Origin of the sequence: Rhodococcus sp. NPDC127593 (genome assembly GCF_042671975.1) — a bacterium.
In the GTDB taxonomy this organism is placed as follows: domain Bacteria; phylum Actinomycetota; class Actinomycetes; order Mycobacteriales; family Mycobacteriaceae; genus Rhodococcus_F.
This window is the reverse complement of record NZ_JBHXWI010000023.1, coordinates 119,348-134,773: the sequence shown is the minus strand read 5'-3', so window position 1 is coordinate 134,773 and position 15,426 is coordinate 119,348. Positions and strand designations below refer to the sequence as shown.

Genomic DNA, 15,426 nt, shown 5'->3' with positions numbered 1-15,426 from the left:
GTAGTTCTGTCGTTGGTCGTGCCGGCATTGGTGAGACGATGGGCTTTGCCGATGCGTATGCCACGTCAACTTTGTGTTTACTGCTTGCTGATCAGGATCGTGTCCGCGCTGCTCGTCTCTTGTGCGCGGGGGTGCATAGGTGTGCCGTTGAGTGGTTTGTTGCTCGGAAGGAAGATCTCGGCCGCGGGGGGCTTGTGGCACGGAAGCCGCCGCGGGGGGTTTGTGGCACGGAGCCGCAGTTTTTCTTTCAGTGCTGATCTCCGCGGGTGGTGCACTCATCGCTTTGTAGTGGAGTTATTTTCGCGGGTGTCCCGCGGCATTCCGCTTGTCGGGTGGTGCATATGCGCGGTGCTCCGCGGACGCGGCAACGTGTCCTGACTCGGTGGATCTGGCGAGATCGCAGTCGCCCTCACGTGCTGTTCGCCATGTTGACTGAGTCACCGGGGTGACCGTTGGTTCAGAGGATCCGGCGAGCGTGGAACTCGGTCGCCTCGATTCATTCCCGATCGCCGGCTGATCATGCCGGTTTCGCCAGGTTTGCTGAGTCATCCGCCAGATAGTCTTCCGCACTCGCCAGTTTCACCGCGTGTTCGCCACCTTCGCTGAGCCGGGACAAACGGTGCCGTCGACTCAACGAAACTGATGTGGGAACGACATCTTTGTACTGCGATGCATGAGATTCGCGGTGTCGACCTCTTCGCCTGTGGCTCAACCAATTTGATGCATATGGAATGGTGATCCTCCTCCTGGTGAAATAGCGCGGGTTGTCGGCTGGCGAATCGTCCTTGCGTTGGGCGCTTGACCTGCGGTGAGGAATGTTGAGTGGCGGACCGGGCTTCGGTAAAGCTGCTGCGGGGCCGGGGGTCTGGTCGACTTCGCCATGGGATCTTTGCTTGATTTCGCGTGAGTATTCGTAGTGGAGGATTTCCGCGGCGAGACGGGTGACCGGTCGGTGGTGATGCGCCGCGACCGACGTGCCCGGCGCCGACGATCGGCATCACCGCCCTTCACCTGGCTCAGCATGTGCGGATAGGTCCAGACGCGGGAGGTTCCCGATCGGTGAAGCAGAATGGGGTGCCATGGACGAGGTGGAGTTGGTCGAGCAGGTGCGGCGGCGTTGGGAGCAGGGTGTCCCGCCGAAGGTGATCGCGCGTGCGCTGGGCGTGCGGCCGTCGGTGGTGTCGCCGTTGGTGCGACGAATCGCTGCCGAGGCTGCGGCGTCCCGAGGATTGGGGCGGGTGCTGGGGTGCTGGGTCAATTGTGGCTGGAGTGTCGGGCTGGGCCTCGAGGGTCATCCGGAGTGGGCGGAACTGGACGCTCCCGCCGGTGAGGCCGAAGGCTTCGCGCAGGTGTTGGTGGCACGAGAGGGGCGGCGTGGTCGGGCGACGCTGCGAGGCTACCTGGCCGACGTGCACTGCCTGGGGGTGAAAAACGCCCGTGACCCCGAAACCATGGACGCGGGCAGGATCCCCAGCGCCATCCGCACGTACTACGCAGCGTTCGACCGTCCGGCGGTGGAGATTCCGATTGAACTCGGCCGTGAACTGATCCTGGGGGCGGTGCACTATGCGCGCGGGCTCGGTTTCGAGCCCACCGGCGCCTTCGATGATGATGCAGCCGCGTTCCTGGGTGAGTGGGACGGGCCGGGTCGGATCGAGTTCGGTAGGGACGGTCAGCCGTTCTACCTCAACGGGCCCTACGACAATCCGACTGCTGTCATTCGGACCCTCGAGCGGTCCGTGGGTGCGGGGAACTTCCACTTCTCGGTGGCCGCGGGACCGATGTGACCGCCACGAACACACCCGACGTCGAGGGGAACACCCGACTCCACGGGCGGTAGGCCGAGCCCCAGCGCACGCCGGCACGCGAACGGCAAGCGCCGCGACCAGTCGAACACCACAGACGGACCGGCATCGGTGTTCGATTGGATCATGGTGGGCGAGCGGCGGATGTTCGGCTGGAACTCCGCATCAGATTCACTGGGCCGGGCAAGTCGAAGACGGCGGGCCGTGGCGCTGCTGGTACCGGGGCCAGGACGGTCTGTCCGGGCCTGAGGCGGCCGTGGCGCCCCGCGTCGTTCCGCGCCGCGATGAACACGGAAATGCAGGGGTCGGTCGGCGTTGATGTATCGGGTGATCTTGGTGGTGAGAAAGACGGTGAGCGTGACCATCACCGGCGAGCGGTGTGCAGCCGAGAGGGACGTGCACGATCATGTGAGCGACGACGAAGACCGTGACCAAGATCGCTGCACCCACACCGACGGCGGAGTACCGGATACGAATCGGGAGGGTTCTGCCCGCGGGGCCGAGGTAGTGCGAGTCCACGCGGGTAGAGCAGGTCGTCGTTGTCGATCACGCGCTCACTTCCTTCGAGGATGTGTTCACCAGGGCTGAGCACGCGTCAGACGTCGACGCCGAAGAGGCTGAGGAAAAATGCCCCGAGCCCGTTCATTGCGCTCTGGCTACCGGCGAGCACGAAGAAGGTGATCGCGACGAGAGACAGTCCGCCCACTGTCAGCACCTTCGAGAGGTTGCTTTTCAGGGCTCCGAGCGCGATCGCGCAGACAACCAGCAGGAAGATCACGGGCGAACACGTTGTCGCCGATCCAGTCCTTGAGATTATTGGTGTTCACCTCGGTCTCCTGAGCAAGAACGTCACGACCGATGTGGGGGTGCACGGGCGAAGCGAGTGCGGCGTCGACGACGGTGGACGCAAGCAACATGGGTTCTCCTCGGGTCGGATCTGGCGAGAGCACCTGAAACGTGGTGCGGGCGACGGTAAGAAAAATCGCGCGCCGACGTCAACGGGGTATGCGGATAACTTCCTCTCGCGAAGGCGCAGCGGTGGTGCTTGCTTGTCGGCCATCTGGTGACACACGCATGAGTTGGGCGCGGGCATCGGTTGCGTGGGCCGTGAGGGTGTCATGCGCAGACCTCTGACGGGTCGTGTGTAGTTCGGCGTGCGGCGCCTGGCTCATCAGACTGAGATGGGGTCGGCAGAGCAGCGCAACGGGCCGCCCGGTGGGGCGGTGCGCGGGAGCCCGGCGAAGGACGGCTGCAGCATGGGCGTGACAGCGCCGAATTCAGCGCCGAAAGTGGTGCCTGACCGACCGTATTCAGGCGCACACAAGCACGCGTCTTCTCGCCCTCGAAATGGGGATCGCACAAGTGGTGCTGCGGCACCGATCAGAGTGGCTCTGCCGTGACCTGAGAATCGGCGTCCGAATCGAGCGGTCGAATCCATCAGTCGAATCGAGCGGGGAAACCCACCCCCTCCGGGGGGTCACTCCCCCCGGCCCTTCGGGCCTAGGGGGGAGTGTACTACTAGAAATTGCGCCGCGCCAACATATTTCGGAACGCCCCTGTCACACGCCTGCGGCGGTGCTGTTTCGACCGCGCAGCGGGACGCCGGTACCGCACGCCCTCCGCGGACCCCCGCGCCGGCATCGGGACCGCTTCGAGCGCCGACACCGACCCCTGGCCCGTATCGCTCGCAGAGAGGCGTCTCGCACGCATGCATCGGGCGGGTATCGGACGTGCTCGCCCACAGCGGTCGGATCACCGTGGACAGTGGTCGGAATCTTCCCGGATCGTACCGCCCTGATCCGGCTCGTCGGTGCGGTCCTGGCCGAACAACACGACGAGTGGATCGAAGGGCGCCGCTATCTCGGCCTGGACGTTCTGGCCCGCTCCCGCAACGACAAGCCCACCGACAGCACCGAGTCCACCGAGGAGGTGACACCGGCCTTGACTGCCTGACTCACCAACGAGGAGTCCCGCGACGACCCTCGTACACCACCCCCATGGACTTGACCGAGCTTCTCCGTGCGGGCCGATGATCCGCATTTGGCACCTGCCTCCGAATGCGGTGCATTTCGCGCAGCCGCCGTATCAAGAGGGCGACTGACGGAATGAGCGTGACGGAGTAGAACACCGCACCATCACGAGAATCCTCGGTCACGCAGGAGAAGACTCCGAAGGAGGAAAAAACCAGCAGGCCGCATGCGAAACTCGCCGTCCGATCCCTGAACGCCATCGTTCATCCGTCCTTCGAATGCTCACTCAGTGAGGAGCGAAACAAACCCAGAGTGCCGTGAGAGTGCAAAGCCTCGCCCAGACGGCGACGCGAATCGTGATCAGACTGGCGGAGCCGTGCTCCCCGGTGCCAAGGAGCGTCCCCCTGTCAGTCACCGATTGCGAAACCGCCGGCCGGGGAGGCGAGAACAGATCACCACGCACGCGGTAGCACCACAAGGGTTTCGTCGGGGTCGGAGGCACGAATGCGTCACACCCGGCGAGAGTGCCCGGCGGTGGCGATGGCGCTGGCGCTGGTCGCCATGCGGGGCACGCTGTTCGTGGTGTGTTCATGCCGTCTTTCCGAGATCGGTGGAGGGCACGTCTCGCGGACGGTTTAATCTCGGCGCATGTATGCGCGAACGAATCGTCGGGCGGTGTTGCTTGGGGCTGCTCGGCGGTGGTGTGGCTGCTGCGATGCAGACCTACGTCGACCTTGCCGGCCCCGCGGTCGCTGAGGCGGCGCCGATTCCCGGGATCCCGGACGGGTTGATCCCCGACGGATGGCTTCCTGCCCCGCCCCCGCCCCTGCCGCCGGATACGTCGGCGATCGCGGCGAAATATGCGGGCGCCGTTCCACACGAATGGGGTGTCGCCGTCACCGGCACCGCCACCAGGCTCGCGGCGGCGGGTCACCGGATCGCGCTGACCTTCGACGCATGCGGTGGACCTCAGGGCGATGGCGTCGATGCGGATCTGCTTGGACTGCTCGAACGCGAGAAACTGCCTGTCACCCTGTTCGTGAACGGCCGCTGGATCGATGCGAACCCCGGCCTCATCGCGCAGCTGTCGGGAAACCCCCTCGTCGAGCTGGCGAACCACGGCACCCGGCACCTGCCGCTGTCGGTGACCGGGAAATCCGCGTACGGCATCGCGGGCACCACGTCGCCGGCCGAGGTGATCGACGAGGTGTGGGTGAACCACAACCGACTGCTCGAGATCACGGGCCGACCGCCGCGGTGGTTCCGCCCCGGCACGGCCCACTGCGACGAGGTCGCGGCGTCCATCGTCCGCGATCTCGGCGAGCAGGTGGTGGGATTCACGCTGAACGGCGATGCGGGGGCCACCCTGCCCGCCGCGAAGGTGCAGGCCGCGGTCACCTCGGCGGCGCCCGGTTCCGTGGTGATCATGCACATCAACCGTCCGGCCGGTGCCACCGCGGAGGGCCTCGCTGCTGCTGTGCCGCAATTACGTTCGGCGGGCGTCGAATTCGTCACCCTCAGCGGTGCCGGTGGCCTGGCCTGATCCGACTGTCGGCCGAGTTCTGGGCTTCGGTGCATGGTCGGGGAACGGCGGCGGACTGCTCACCAGGGGCGAGAGTTCCTAGCGATTGCTCGACGAAGGCGGCGTTCGCACGGTTCGGTCATCGGATGCTCGACGAGTACCTGGGCATGGTCGCGGCCCGATCCCGGCCGAGCACAGTGCCGGCCATCGCGGACGACTGAAGGTGTTCTTCTTGGTGGTCGGAAAGTCGCCGGAGGGGGTCACTGAGGCGGATCTGCCGGCGTTCATCGGTTACGGCGTCTGCCCGCGCTGTGGGGTGCGGATCGGTGCCGGCGAGGCGGGGCTATTCACGCGCACGATTGTGCGCCGTCAGGCGACAGTCCCTGGACGGTACGAGCACGGCGATTGTGGTGCGGTTGGCGTAACGTCGGAACTGGAGGCTGCGGTGAAGTCGAGGGGTGATATCGAGGGGTTGGACGGGCCGTCCGGGGGAGGGTGAGCTGGGTATGTGGTCGATCCGTGGGAAAGTTGTCGCGATCTCCGATTCGTGCCGATTGCCATGGGAGAGAGGGCGTATCGAATGATTCGTTTCCTGCTTCGGGTCGTGGTCTTCTTGGGGTCGGCAGCGATCGGTTTGCTGGTGGCGCAGTGGCTCCTGCCGGGGGTCTCGATTGCCGCGTCGGGATTTGTCACCGCGGTGGTGCTGTTTGCGGTGGCGCAAAGTGTGCTGTCTCCGTTCATCGGGAAGGTGGTGGCGAGGAACGCGTCGGCGTTCCTCGGAGGCGTCGGGCTCGTATCGACATTGGTGGCGTTGGTGATCGCATCGCTCGTCGGTGGTCTGAGTATCGATGGGTGGCGCACGTGGATTCTGGCGACTCTGGTGGTGTGGCTGGTGACCGCGGTTGCCACTCTGGTGCTGCCGTTGGTGGTGTTGCGTGACAAGAAGTCGGGTGCGTGAGGGGACCGCGGGGCGCGTAAGACGCGATTTCGGGTGTCCTGGTCTTCGTGCCGCGGGTGCCTTGCGGTCGTCGGTACCGTCGGCGCGGGCCTGTGGTGGTGACGGCCTGCCGTCGTAGTGTGGTCAGCGCCGCTCGCTCCCATTCTCGGGCGGCCTCGACCCCGTCGGCCGGTACACATTGTGACTCGCGATCGGCTGGCGGGCAGCGGCCACCACTGGTAGGCCAGTTCGCAGGTCCGCGGTCGCGCCGGCAGGAACGTTCCGAACCCTCGGATTCACTTACAAGTGCAAAACTGCTATCTGGCTGCTGCTCGAGAATGAGCTCTGCATTGACAGATCGTGGGGTCGCGAAGACCACCCTCACGGTCACCCCCACGCAGGCTGGTTCGCTCGCCTCCGCGACGCCACACAGCGGTCGCCGCTGACCACCCGGCAACGGGAAATCATCACCCTCGCCGCCCAAGGACTATCAAACAAGCAGATCGCCGAGAAAATGACCCTGTCCGTCCGCACCGTCGAAGGACACCTCCACCGCGCCTCCCTCAAGACCGGTGTCTCCGGCCGCGATGACCTCGGCGCCATGGTCACCGGCGATCAGTCCCCTCCCCATCGTGGTCACGAACTGGAGTAGCCGACTACTCCACCCCACCGTGCACGGCGAACGCACCCTGAAACCATGACCACACCACTGACACCTCGCGAGCAGGCGCTACGGCGACTGCCTCAGCCCTACTCCCTCGCGCTACGGCTACGCGACGCCGGCGTCGACGACGACCAGATGTGCACCTACCTCGACATCGAAGCAGAAGCCCTCGCACCGCTGCTCCAGCTCGCCGAGGCCAAACTTGCCGCCGCAACCAACCCGCTGCCAGAGGCGTCGGGGCAGGCAACCGTCAACAATAGGGAATTGAAGAAATGACACAGCAATCATCAGCGGCCGACTACGTCATCGCCGGAACCGGATCGGCAGGAGCCGTGCTCACCCACCGGCTCAGCACCGACCCGCGAAAAACCAGGTGGTGGCTCTCAAGGCCGGACCGCAGGACAGGAACACATTCACCCACATCCCCGCCGCATTCGCGAAACTCTTTCGCAGCGAGGTCGACTGGGACTACCTCACCGAGCCGCAACCCAAGCTCGGCGGCCAGCAGATCTACTGACCCCGCGGGAAGATGCTCGGCGGGTGATCCTCGATGACCGCAATGATGTGGGTACGAGGTTTCGCCGCCGACTACGACGAATGGGCAAACCTCACCGACGACACGTCATGGTCATTTACCGAAGTCATCAAGTACTTTCGCGTCGAAAACGTGCAGGACGGCACCCACCCCGACACCCGACACGCCGGACCGATCATCGTCTCCCACCAACGCAGCCCACGACCACTCACCACCGCATTCCTCGATGCAGTCACAGAAACCGACTACACAATAGAACGCTCCAATGATGCTCAACCCGAAAGCTTTTCATGATTCATGGTCACCCAGAAGCGTGGTGCCCGGTGGAGCGCGGCCGACGCCTACCTCAAACCCGCCCGCCGACGGATGAACCTGACCGTACTCACCGAGGCGCACGCCACCCGGATCCTGTTCGACGGAACCGCCGCGGTCGGCGTCGAATACGAAAAGGACCGCGCCCGCCGCACCGTCCGCGCCCATAAAGAAGTGGTCCTTGCCGGTGGGGCCGTCAACACACCCCAACTGCTGATGCTCTCCGGTGTCGGCGATGACAGCACCTGCGCCGGCACGGCATCGCGGTGCACCATCATCTCCCCGAAGTCGGACGCGCTCTGACCGATCACTTCGTGTCCGCGTTCGGCTACAGCGTCGACGGCGGTTCGCTGTTCGCCGCCGACAAGATCGGTGAGCTCGTGAACTAGCTGCCGCTCTCGATAACCGATGACGTCACTGCTCTCGATCCGGGTGTGCGTGCCGATCTTGTGTGCGGGGATCTCGCCGGCGCCGATGAGCTTCACCAACGTGGGGCGGGAGATGTCGAGCATGTCCGCCGCGGTGGTCGTGGTGACCTCGTGTGGCACGGATCCGATGCTGACGGTGCCACCGGCCGCGACCACGGACACGACCTGCTTGAGAATCCAAGCCAACTCCGGCGGCACGGCCGACTCGAGGTCCGCGGGCAGGTGTATCGGCGCCGTCGCAGGTGTCGGCCAATCGCTGGGCGCGGGCGGCGGCGGTGAGGGCGGATCCGTTGCGGCCGCGGTGACGGTAGGTGGTGGCGGCGTGCGCGGCGGCGTCCATGGCTGCCAACAGGTCGCCCATGTCCTCGAACTGACGTGAGGCGTCGAGGAGACCGTCCGCGTCACCGGCGGCAAGGGCGGTGGCGTGCAGGGCGGCTGTGGGGCGCGAGGCCCGTCGACCCGGCCGGCGAGCTCACGTAGCCGGTGAGCGGTGGTGGAGTCACCGAAGCGTGTCGCGGTGTGCAGGCACATCACCTCGTGAGCGTATTGGTGATGTTCGGCGGCGCAGTGGGCGCCGCGGTGCGCGAGTGCGATGGCCTCGGTGACGGCACCGGTGGCGGCGGAGACCCAGGCCCTGGTGAGGAGATAGTCCGGTTTCAGGTACGGCACGGGTGTGGGGCACCAGGCGTCGAGGGCGCGAAGGGTTTCCGATGCGTGCGCGCCGTCTCCGGACATCGCCTGGGTCTGGGCCAGCGCGCAGTGCCACGCTGTGGGGATGTAGCCGTGGGCGATTCCGGCGGAGGTGAAGCGTTGTTCCAATTGTTTCCGTGCCGCTCTCAGGTGCCCCGACGCGAGTTCGTCCTGCCCTCTCAGCAGGGCGGAGAAGCGCTGCGCGAAGCCGGGTACATCGGCGCACTCGTCGCAGATGCGCGTGGTGACGGCGGCGGCATCGCGGAGGTAGCCTGCCAGGCGCAACCCCCGGGTGTAGAACTCGCTGTAGGGGAGACGAACGGAGGAAACCAGCGGTGAGGACCTTCACCGCGACCGTTCGGTCCAGCTCAGTCTGGATACACCGGTAGACAACGCCGAAGCCACCGCGGCCGATTTCCTGGGCGTCTTCGAGCCCAGCGGCTTCTAGCTCCGCTGTGACCGAAGCGCCAACCTCGCGCTGCGTCCGGTACGGATCGGCATCGACCATCGGCTACGCCGATTCACCCGATCCGCGACACCCTTGACGATGCAGCACGGCGCTCACCTCACGAAAACGTCCTACCAGGATATCGCTCCGAACACGCGAAACGGGACCCCACAACGGTGTGCGAATCCGCAGATACCTTGCCACCCACACTGACGAGTTCGTCCTAGTCGATCTCGTGTCAGCTCCTGTTTCGGAGGTGTGTCTCCCATTGGGGTTTTCGGCAACCCGGGTTGATGCTCGCTCCGCTATGGCCGTGGGATGACCGGTCGAGAGGCGTCGAGTTTGTGTTGGCAAAGTGCGATGATGCGGCGCCGGTCCGATGGATCCAAGGGTGGGCACGGGGGTGTCTGAAGGAGTGCGAGGAGTCTGCGGTAGTAGATCGTTGGCTGCAGTCCGAACTCCGGCAAGATGTACTCGTCGAAGTCGGGGACGATGTAGTCGTTGACCGCAACTATTGGCGCCCACCGTAGAGCGAATTCGACGAGGCGGTGATCGTCCCGGGTGCCGTGTTCATGCACCGTGCCTGGAACGTGGGTTGGCGCACTCACTGCAGTTCCGAGGGGTCGAATCCGGCTTCGATGCGCTGCCGGACGGTGGTGAGGTAGCGGGCGGCGTCGGCGCCGTCGACGATCCGGTGGTCGTAGGACAGCGAGAGGTACGCCATCGACTTCACGTTGATCTGGAGTGCGCCGCCGTCGCCGCGGGTGGGGACGAGGCGGTCGACGACGGTTCCGATTCCCAGGATGGCGGATTGGGGTTGGTTGATGATCGGGGTGTCGAAGAGTGCCCCGCGGCTGCCGGTGTTGGTGATGGTGAACGTGCCACCAGCCAGGTCGTCGGGGCGGATCGTTCCGGTGCGCACACTGTCTGCGCCGCCCGTGATGGCGCGGGCGAGGTCGGGGATGCGCATCCCGTCGGCGTGGCGGATGACGGGAACCATGAGGCCCTTGTCGCTGTCGACGGCGATCCCGAGATGCACGGCCCCGTGGTAGGTCACCTCGGTGCAGTTGGTGTCGAGCGAGGAGTTGATGACCGGATGGTGTGCGAGCGCTTCGGTGGCGGCGGCGACGAAGAACGGCAGGAACGACAGTTTCACCCCGGTGCGACCCAGGAACGCATCCTTCTCCCGGAAGCGCAGGCGCGCGATGGCGGTGACATCGACTTCGACGACGGTGGTCAATTGCGCTGATGTCTGCAGGGACTCGAGCATCCGCTGTGCGATGGTTCGCCGAATCCGGGGCAGCTTCTCCACCCGTTCGCCCGCGGAGGGCAGTGCAGCAGCTTCCGTGGTGGTCGGGTTCGATGCAGGTGCACGTGCCGGAGCAGGAGTGGCGGCTGCCGGTGCAGGCGCGGGAGTTGCCTCGGCCGCGGGTGCCGGCGTGCCCCGGGGATCACTGCCTTGTGCGCTGAGGACTGCCAGTACCGCGCCGACCTCGACGACAGCGTCTTCTGGGGCGATGATCTCGAGGAGGGTACCTGCGGCAGGGGAGGGGACCTCGGTGTCGACCTTGTCGGTGGCCACCTCGAGCAACGGTTCATCCTGCTCGATGTGGTCGCCTGGGGTTTTGAGCCAGCGGGTGATCGTGGCTTCGGTGACGTTCTCACCGAGCGACGGCAGCACCACTGTGGTGCCTGTCTGTGTCGTGGTCATTCTGGGTGTCTCTCTGGGTCAGTCGACGAGGTCGAGTGCGGTGCGGACGACGGCATCGGTGTCGATGCCGTGGTAGCGGTAGACGTCGTCGAGGGAACCGACCTGCCCGAACCGGCTGACCCCGAGCGCGGCACCGGGAACGTGGTTGATCCCGGCCAGGAACGCGAGGGTGTGCGGGTGCCCGTCGAGGACCGTCACCATCGGCGCCGCCCGATCCGCGGGAAACACCTGGTCGAGAATCCACGACGGCCCGTCGGCGAGCCCGCGGCGGGCCTGCACTGCCTCGAACAACAGACCCGGGCTGGTGACACACACGACGTCCGCGGCGATGCCCTGCTCGGCCAACCGGTCGGCGGCGGTGAGGGTTTCGGTGATCATCGCACCCATCCCGACCAACGTGACCGCGGGCTTGTCGGTGTGCCGCAGCGTGTACGCGCCGGCGACCACCTGACGGCGTCGGCGTTCCCGGGCGGCGGGATCCGACGGCACGGCGGCGAGGGTCTGATCGACCGGGCGGGTCGAGAGCCGCAGGTACGACGAGGAACCGTCCGGGCGGCCCAACCGGGAGATGCTGTCGAGCAGCGTCCATTCGACGTCGATGGCGAACGCCGGTTCGTAGCTGACGCACCCGGGTTGCTCGAGGCCGATCGAGGGGGTCTTGATCGACTGGTGCGCCCCACCCTCGGCGGCCAGGGTCACCCCGGAGGGGGTGCCGACCAGGATCGACTGCCCGCCCGCGTAGATGCCGTACGACCAGGGTTCGAGGGCGCGTTCGACGAACGGGTCGTACATCACCCCGATCGGGAACAGCGGCTGCCCCCACCGGCTCCAGGTGGCCCCCAGTTCACCGATCAACCCGACCAGGTTGGTTTCCGCGATGCCCAGTTCCATGTGCTGCCCGGTGGGCTTTTCCCGCCAGTGCATGATCGTCTCGGCGTCGTCGTCGAACCAGTTGCGGCGCTCGTTCGGTGACCACACGCCGACCTTGTTCAGCCAGCCGGCCAGGTTCGTGGTGGAGGAGACGTCGGGGCTGACGGTGACGACCCGTTTCGCGGCGTCCGGGGCCTCCCGGGACAGGTCCAGCAGTGCGCGCCCGAGGGCCGCCTGCGTGGTCGACGTCCCGGACGGGGTGCGGCCGATGTCGGCCGGCACCGAAGGCGGGGTGGCCAGTTCGACGCTCTCCCGTCTCAACGTGTCCGCGGTCGCCGCGCACACCCGGCCCGCCGCGCTGTCGGTGTCGAACCGGGCCCACGGGTCCGCCGGGTTCATGCCCAGTTCGGCGGCGAGCTGTTCGTACTGCTCCACGGTCAGCAGCGACGAGTGGTTCTGCGGATGCCCCTGCGTCGGCAGGCCCCGGCCCTTGATGGTGTAGGCGATGATCACCGTCGGTCGGGTGTCGTCGATCTGCGCATAGGCGACGCGGAGGGCGTCGAGGTCGTGGCCGCCGAGGTTGCGGATCGCCGCGAGGAGGGTGGCGTCGTCGAGGTCGGCGATCAGCGATGTGATCGCGGCGGCGTCGGGGCCGTCCCCCGGCAGCCGGTCTCGTACCTGCGCGGCGTCGCACCGCAGCAGCCGCTGGTATTCGGGGTTGGGCATGTCCAGGATCCGCGAACGCAACGACGCACCACCGGTCCGGGTGAACAGCGACTCGAGCAGGGTCCCGAATTTCACGGTGAGCACCTGCCACCCGGCGGCGGAGAACATCGCTTCGAGCCGGCCGGCGGCGATGTTCGGCACCACCCGGTCCAGGGACTGCCGGTTCAGGTCGACGATCCACACGATCTCGCCGAGTTCGGACACGGAGTGGTCGAGGATCGCCTCCCACACCGCGCCCTCGTCCAGTTCGGCGTCGCCGACGAGGGAGTACTGCCGGCCCGTCCCCGCCGACCCGATCTGGGTGTTCACGTAGCGGCGGGCGATGGCACCCCAGATCGGGGCGGTTGCGCCGATGCCGACCGACCCGGTCGAATAGTCCACCGGATCCGGATCTTTCGACCGGGACGGGTACGACTGCAGCCCACCGAACTCCCGCAAGGTGGTCAGATACTTTTCGTCCAGCTCGCCGAGCAGGTAGTTGATGCCGTGCAGCACCGGCGAGGCGTGCGGTTTCACCGACACCCGGTCACCCGGCCGGAGCTGCTCGAACCAGAGCGAGGTCATGATGGTCGCGATCGACGCACACGACGCCTGATGACCACCGACCTTCAACCCCGACGGGTTGGGCCGAACCCGGTTGGCGTGATGAATCATCGCGGTCGCCAGCCATAGCACGCGCTGCTCGATCTCCACGAGTGCCTCGGGGGTCGGGGAGGGAGCGGTGTGGATGCTGGTGTCGACTGTGTGTGTGGCCTGCATGAAATTTGCGTCCTTGCCTGTGAGTTCTCGGCACCGGCCGAACTGCGGCCAGGCTCAGGTCGTGAGCGGCGGTCGGTGTTGTCAGGCAGGTGGCTCTGGTGAGATTCCGACGCTGCCCGTGGCGGTGAATCCGCCTGTTGAAGAGGAAGTCCCGTGTGCAGAACTCGCCTACAGTTCAGCATCGGCATGCACTTCGAGCAATACCCATCGCAGAAATTCAGCATTCTGCGCACCAGGGCGCCCACATCCCAGTTGGAGGTTGGCAATATGCCCAGCACGGCCATCGTCGATTCCATCGATGCCAGAATCCTCGACGCATTCGACGAGGATTCGCGGGCGACGGTGATTGCGCTGGCCGACAAGACCGGCCGTCCCGCAAGACGGTGGCAGGCCGCCTCGGCAAGCTCGAGAAGCGGGGTGTCCTGCATTCCTTCGAGGGCCGGATCGGTCCCGGCGCTCTCGGGGTGTCCGCTGATCGTATTCATCTTCATCAGCGTCATGCATTAGAAGTTGGCCCGAATTTCGTAGGCGCTCAACGGAATGCCCGAGATGGTCGAGGTGCATGGGCTCAGGGGTGTCACGGGCCTTCTCGTTTACGTCGCCGCCCGTGCAGGCGGCCCCTACGGGCATCGACGGCGTCGAGCAGGCCATGACCTCACTGGCGATGCCGCAGGTTGGTCGGGGTAGCGCCTCACACCCCTGCTGAAACAGCTCGGCGACTGACTGGTGGTGGACGACGCATACCTCGACGAAGTGCTGGCGGCGTACTCGGACCACTACCACCGGGGAGGAGTGGACTGACAGCCGACCGAAGCCGGTGCAGGTCGTTCCGGTGCCGGTGGGCTGCGGACGGGTTCACCCCTGCACTATGACCACAATGCACCTTTCAGTGCAGATCGATGAGGGCACATCCGAGAACCTCGAGTGATTCATGGACTCCAGCGCAACAGCGAAGATGGGGGCGGCGGGCGACGGCGTGGATTACGTGGAGGGTGGTACGCACTCGCGTTTCGCAGGCAGCCATGGTGGCCTCTGGGTGAACCCTGCGCAACAGATGGACCCATTCGTTGATGTACTGATTCTGGTGCTGGAGGTACGTGGCTCTCTCCGCGTCGGGTAGTTGGGGAACCTCTGCCCTGAGTAGCTGGATGAAGTCCACGGAGTTGAGGGAAAATGTGATGTAGCACTGAAGCAATCGGTTGAGTGCGTCCCTTTCGTCCTCAGCCAGGGCCATGACACGGGACATGTCCATCCAGAGGACTTCGTTGGCGCGGTGGAGTGCCGTGGAGAGCAAGTCCGACTTGCGTGGGAAGTGGGTGTAGATGCTGGGGCCGGCTATGCCCACTGCTGCCCCGACGTCGTCGAGGCTGACCGCTGCATAACCGCGCTCGGCGAACAGCGGAATCGCGGCGGCAAGGAGCGCTTCACGACGTGATTGAAAGCCTGCGACTCTGCTTGTTCCCAGTGGTGATGACGCTCCGATCGCCGGGATGTCAGCCTCTGCTGCTGTTCGTAGCATCTCCTGGACAAGGTGTTCGTCTCGTGCGGGATCTCCTTGTTGGGGGTCGAAAGTGCCGAGCGCGATTGCCAAGGTCGACCATGCAAGCATTTCGGTCTGAAGGTCGCTGAGCTCGGGGCGCGTGGCTCTGAGCGCCGTACCGAGATTCGCAGCAATCAGCTGTCCTCTGATGGTCACGTCGGCGCGAACAGGGAGCGGCAGATTGCGGGACTCGCGCTGCCAGAGCACTCCCGTCCAGGGGTTGTCGCGGGTGATTGCGGAAAGCCGTTCGAGGATCTCCTCGAAGGTTTCGTCTGATGCTTCCGGTACATCCAGTGCCAAGATCGCTTCTTGGAGGATGTCTTCCTTGTTCGAGAAGTGTCGGTACAGCGCAGAGGGTTGCACGCCGACGGCCTCTGCAATTTCTGCCATCGCGACCTGGGGGTAGCCCTTGCGTGCGAAGAGCTCGGCGGCCGCAGCCAGAATCATCGCCCGACGATTGCGCGGTCGGGTGCGGAGTTCGGGCTTCGCTAACCTGTGTGTCGTCACAT

The 15,426-nt window shown here is 65.6% G+C and carries 10 protein-coding genes and 4 pseudogenes; 8 read left to right on the top strand and 6 right to left on the bottom strand.

The annotated features are described in order from the left end of the window. The first annotated feature begins 1,079 nt into the window (after window positions 1-1,079). The gene (locus ACFVJ3_RS22420; protein WP_378454112.1) at window positions 1,080-1,787 is read left to right on the top strand and encodes a hypothetical protein; all 708 of its coding nucleotides are present in this window, start codon (window positions 1,080-1,082) and stop codon (window positions 1,785-1,787) included. A 613-nt stretch (window positions 1,788-2,400) separates the two neighbouring features. Here the strand turns inward: ACFVJ3_RS22420 and ACFVJ3_RS22415 are convergent. After that, entirely contained in the window at window positions 2,401-2,583 is a 183-nt protein-coding gene (locus ACFVJ3_RS22415; RefSeq protein WP_378454111.1) for a hypothetical protein, read from the bottom strand. A 989-nt stretch (window positions 2,584-3,572) separates the two neighbouring features. Here ACFVJ3_RS22415 and ACFVJ3_RS22410 point away from each other — a divergent pair. The 6 genes and pseudogenes from ACFVJ3_RS22410 to ACFVJ3_RS22385 all read left to right on the top strand — a co-directional run. Beyond that, window positions 3,573-3,758: pseudogene (locus tag ACFVJ3_RS22410) on the top strand (transposase); the annotation flags it as partial. A gap of 669 nt (window positions 3,759-4,427) precedes the next feature. Next, entirely contained in the window at window positions 4,428-5,318 is an 891-nt protein-coding gene (locus ACFVJ3_RS22405) for a polysaccharide deacetylase family protein (protein WP_378454110.1), read from the top strand. A gap of 559 nt (window positions 5,319-5,877) precedes the next feature. Then, entirely contained in the window at window positions 5,878-6,255 is a 378-nt protein-coding gene (locus ACFVJ3_RS22400; protein ID WP_378454109.1) for a hypothetical protein, read from the top strand. Between the two features lie 190 nt (window positions 6,256-6,445). Then, a complete protein-coding gene (locus ACFVJ3_RS22395; protein WP_378454132.1) occupies window positions 6,446-6,886 on the top strand; it encodes a response regulator transcription factor in 441 nt (146 codons plus the stop codon). 45 nt (window positions 6,887-6,931) lie between these two features. Continuing rightward, complete coding sequence (locus ACFVJ3_RS22390) at window positions 6,932-7,174, top strand: hypothetical protein (RefSeq protein WP_378454108.1); 243 nt, start codon at window positions 6,932-6,934, stop codon at window positions 7,172-7,174. Then, window positions 7,171-8,131 (top strand): annotated as a pseudogene (locus ACFVJ3_RS22385) (GMC family oxidoreductase); the annotation flags it as partial. The gene ACFVJ3_RS22390 and the pseudogene ACFVJ3_RS22385, both read left to right, overlap by 4 nt. A gap of 15 nt (window positions 8,132-8,146) precedes the next feature. Here ACFVJ3_RS22385 and ACFVJ3_RS22380 read toward each other — a convergent pair. The 4 genes and pseudogenes from ACFVJ3_RS22380 to ACFVJ3_RS22365 form a co-directional block, all read right to left on the bottom strand. Next, window positions 8,147-8,704 (bottom strand): annotated as a pseudogene (locus tag ACFVJ3_RS22380) (helix-turn-helix domain-containing protein); the annotation flags it as partial. Window positions 8,705-9,131: 427 nt separating this feature from the next. Next, window positions 9,132-9,371, bottom strand: a pseudogene (locus ACFVJ3_RS22375) (hypothetical protein); the annotation flags it as partial. A gap of 544 nt (window positions 9,372-9,915) precedes the next feature. After that, the gene (locus ACFVJ3_RS22370; RefSeq protein WP_378454107.1) at window positions 9,916-11,022 is read right to left on the bottom strand and encodes a 2-oxo acid dehydrogenase subunit E2; all 1,107 of its coding nucleotides are present in this window, start codon (window positions 11,020-11,022) and stop codon (window positions 9,916-9,918) included. 18 nt (window positions 11,023-11,040) lie between these two features. Next, complete coding sequence (locus ACFVJ3_RS22365; protein ID WP_378454106.1) at window positions 11,041-13,377, bottom strand: pyruvate dehydrogenase; 2,337 nt, start codon at window positions 13,375-13,377, stop codon at window positions 11,041-11,043. Window positions 13,378-13,563: 186 nt separating this feature from the next. Here ACFVJ3_RS22365 and ACFVJ3_RS22360 point away from each other — a divergent pair, with 186 nt between their 5' ends. Next, window positions 13,564-13,884: an AsnC family protein gene (locus ACFVJ3_RS22360; RefSeq protein ID WP_378454105.1), complete on the top strand. Its 321-nt coding sequence runs from the start codon at window positions 13,564-13,566 to the stop codon at window positions 13,882-13,884. Between the two features lie 379 nt (window positions 13,885-14,263). On the opposite strand, the gene ACFVJ3_RS22355 is transcribed toward ACFVJ3_RS22360, so the two are convergent. Continuing rightward, window positions 14,264-15,364, bottom strand: coding sequence for a TetR/AcrR family transcriptional regulator (locus ACFVJ3_RS22355; RefSeq protein WP_378454104.1), 1,101 nt, complete (start codon window positions 15,362-15,364; stop codon window positions 14,264-14,266). Window positions 15,365-15,426 lie beyond the last annotated feature (62 nt).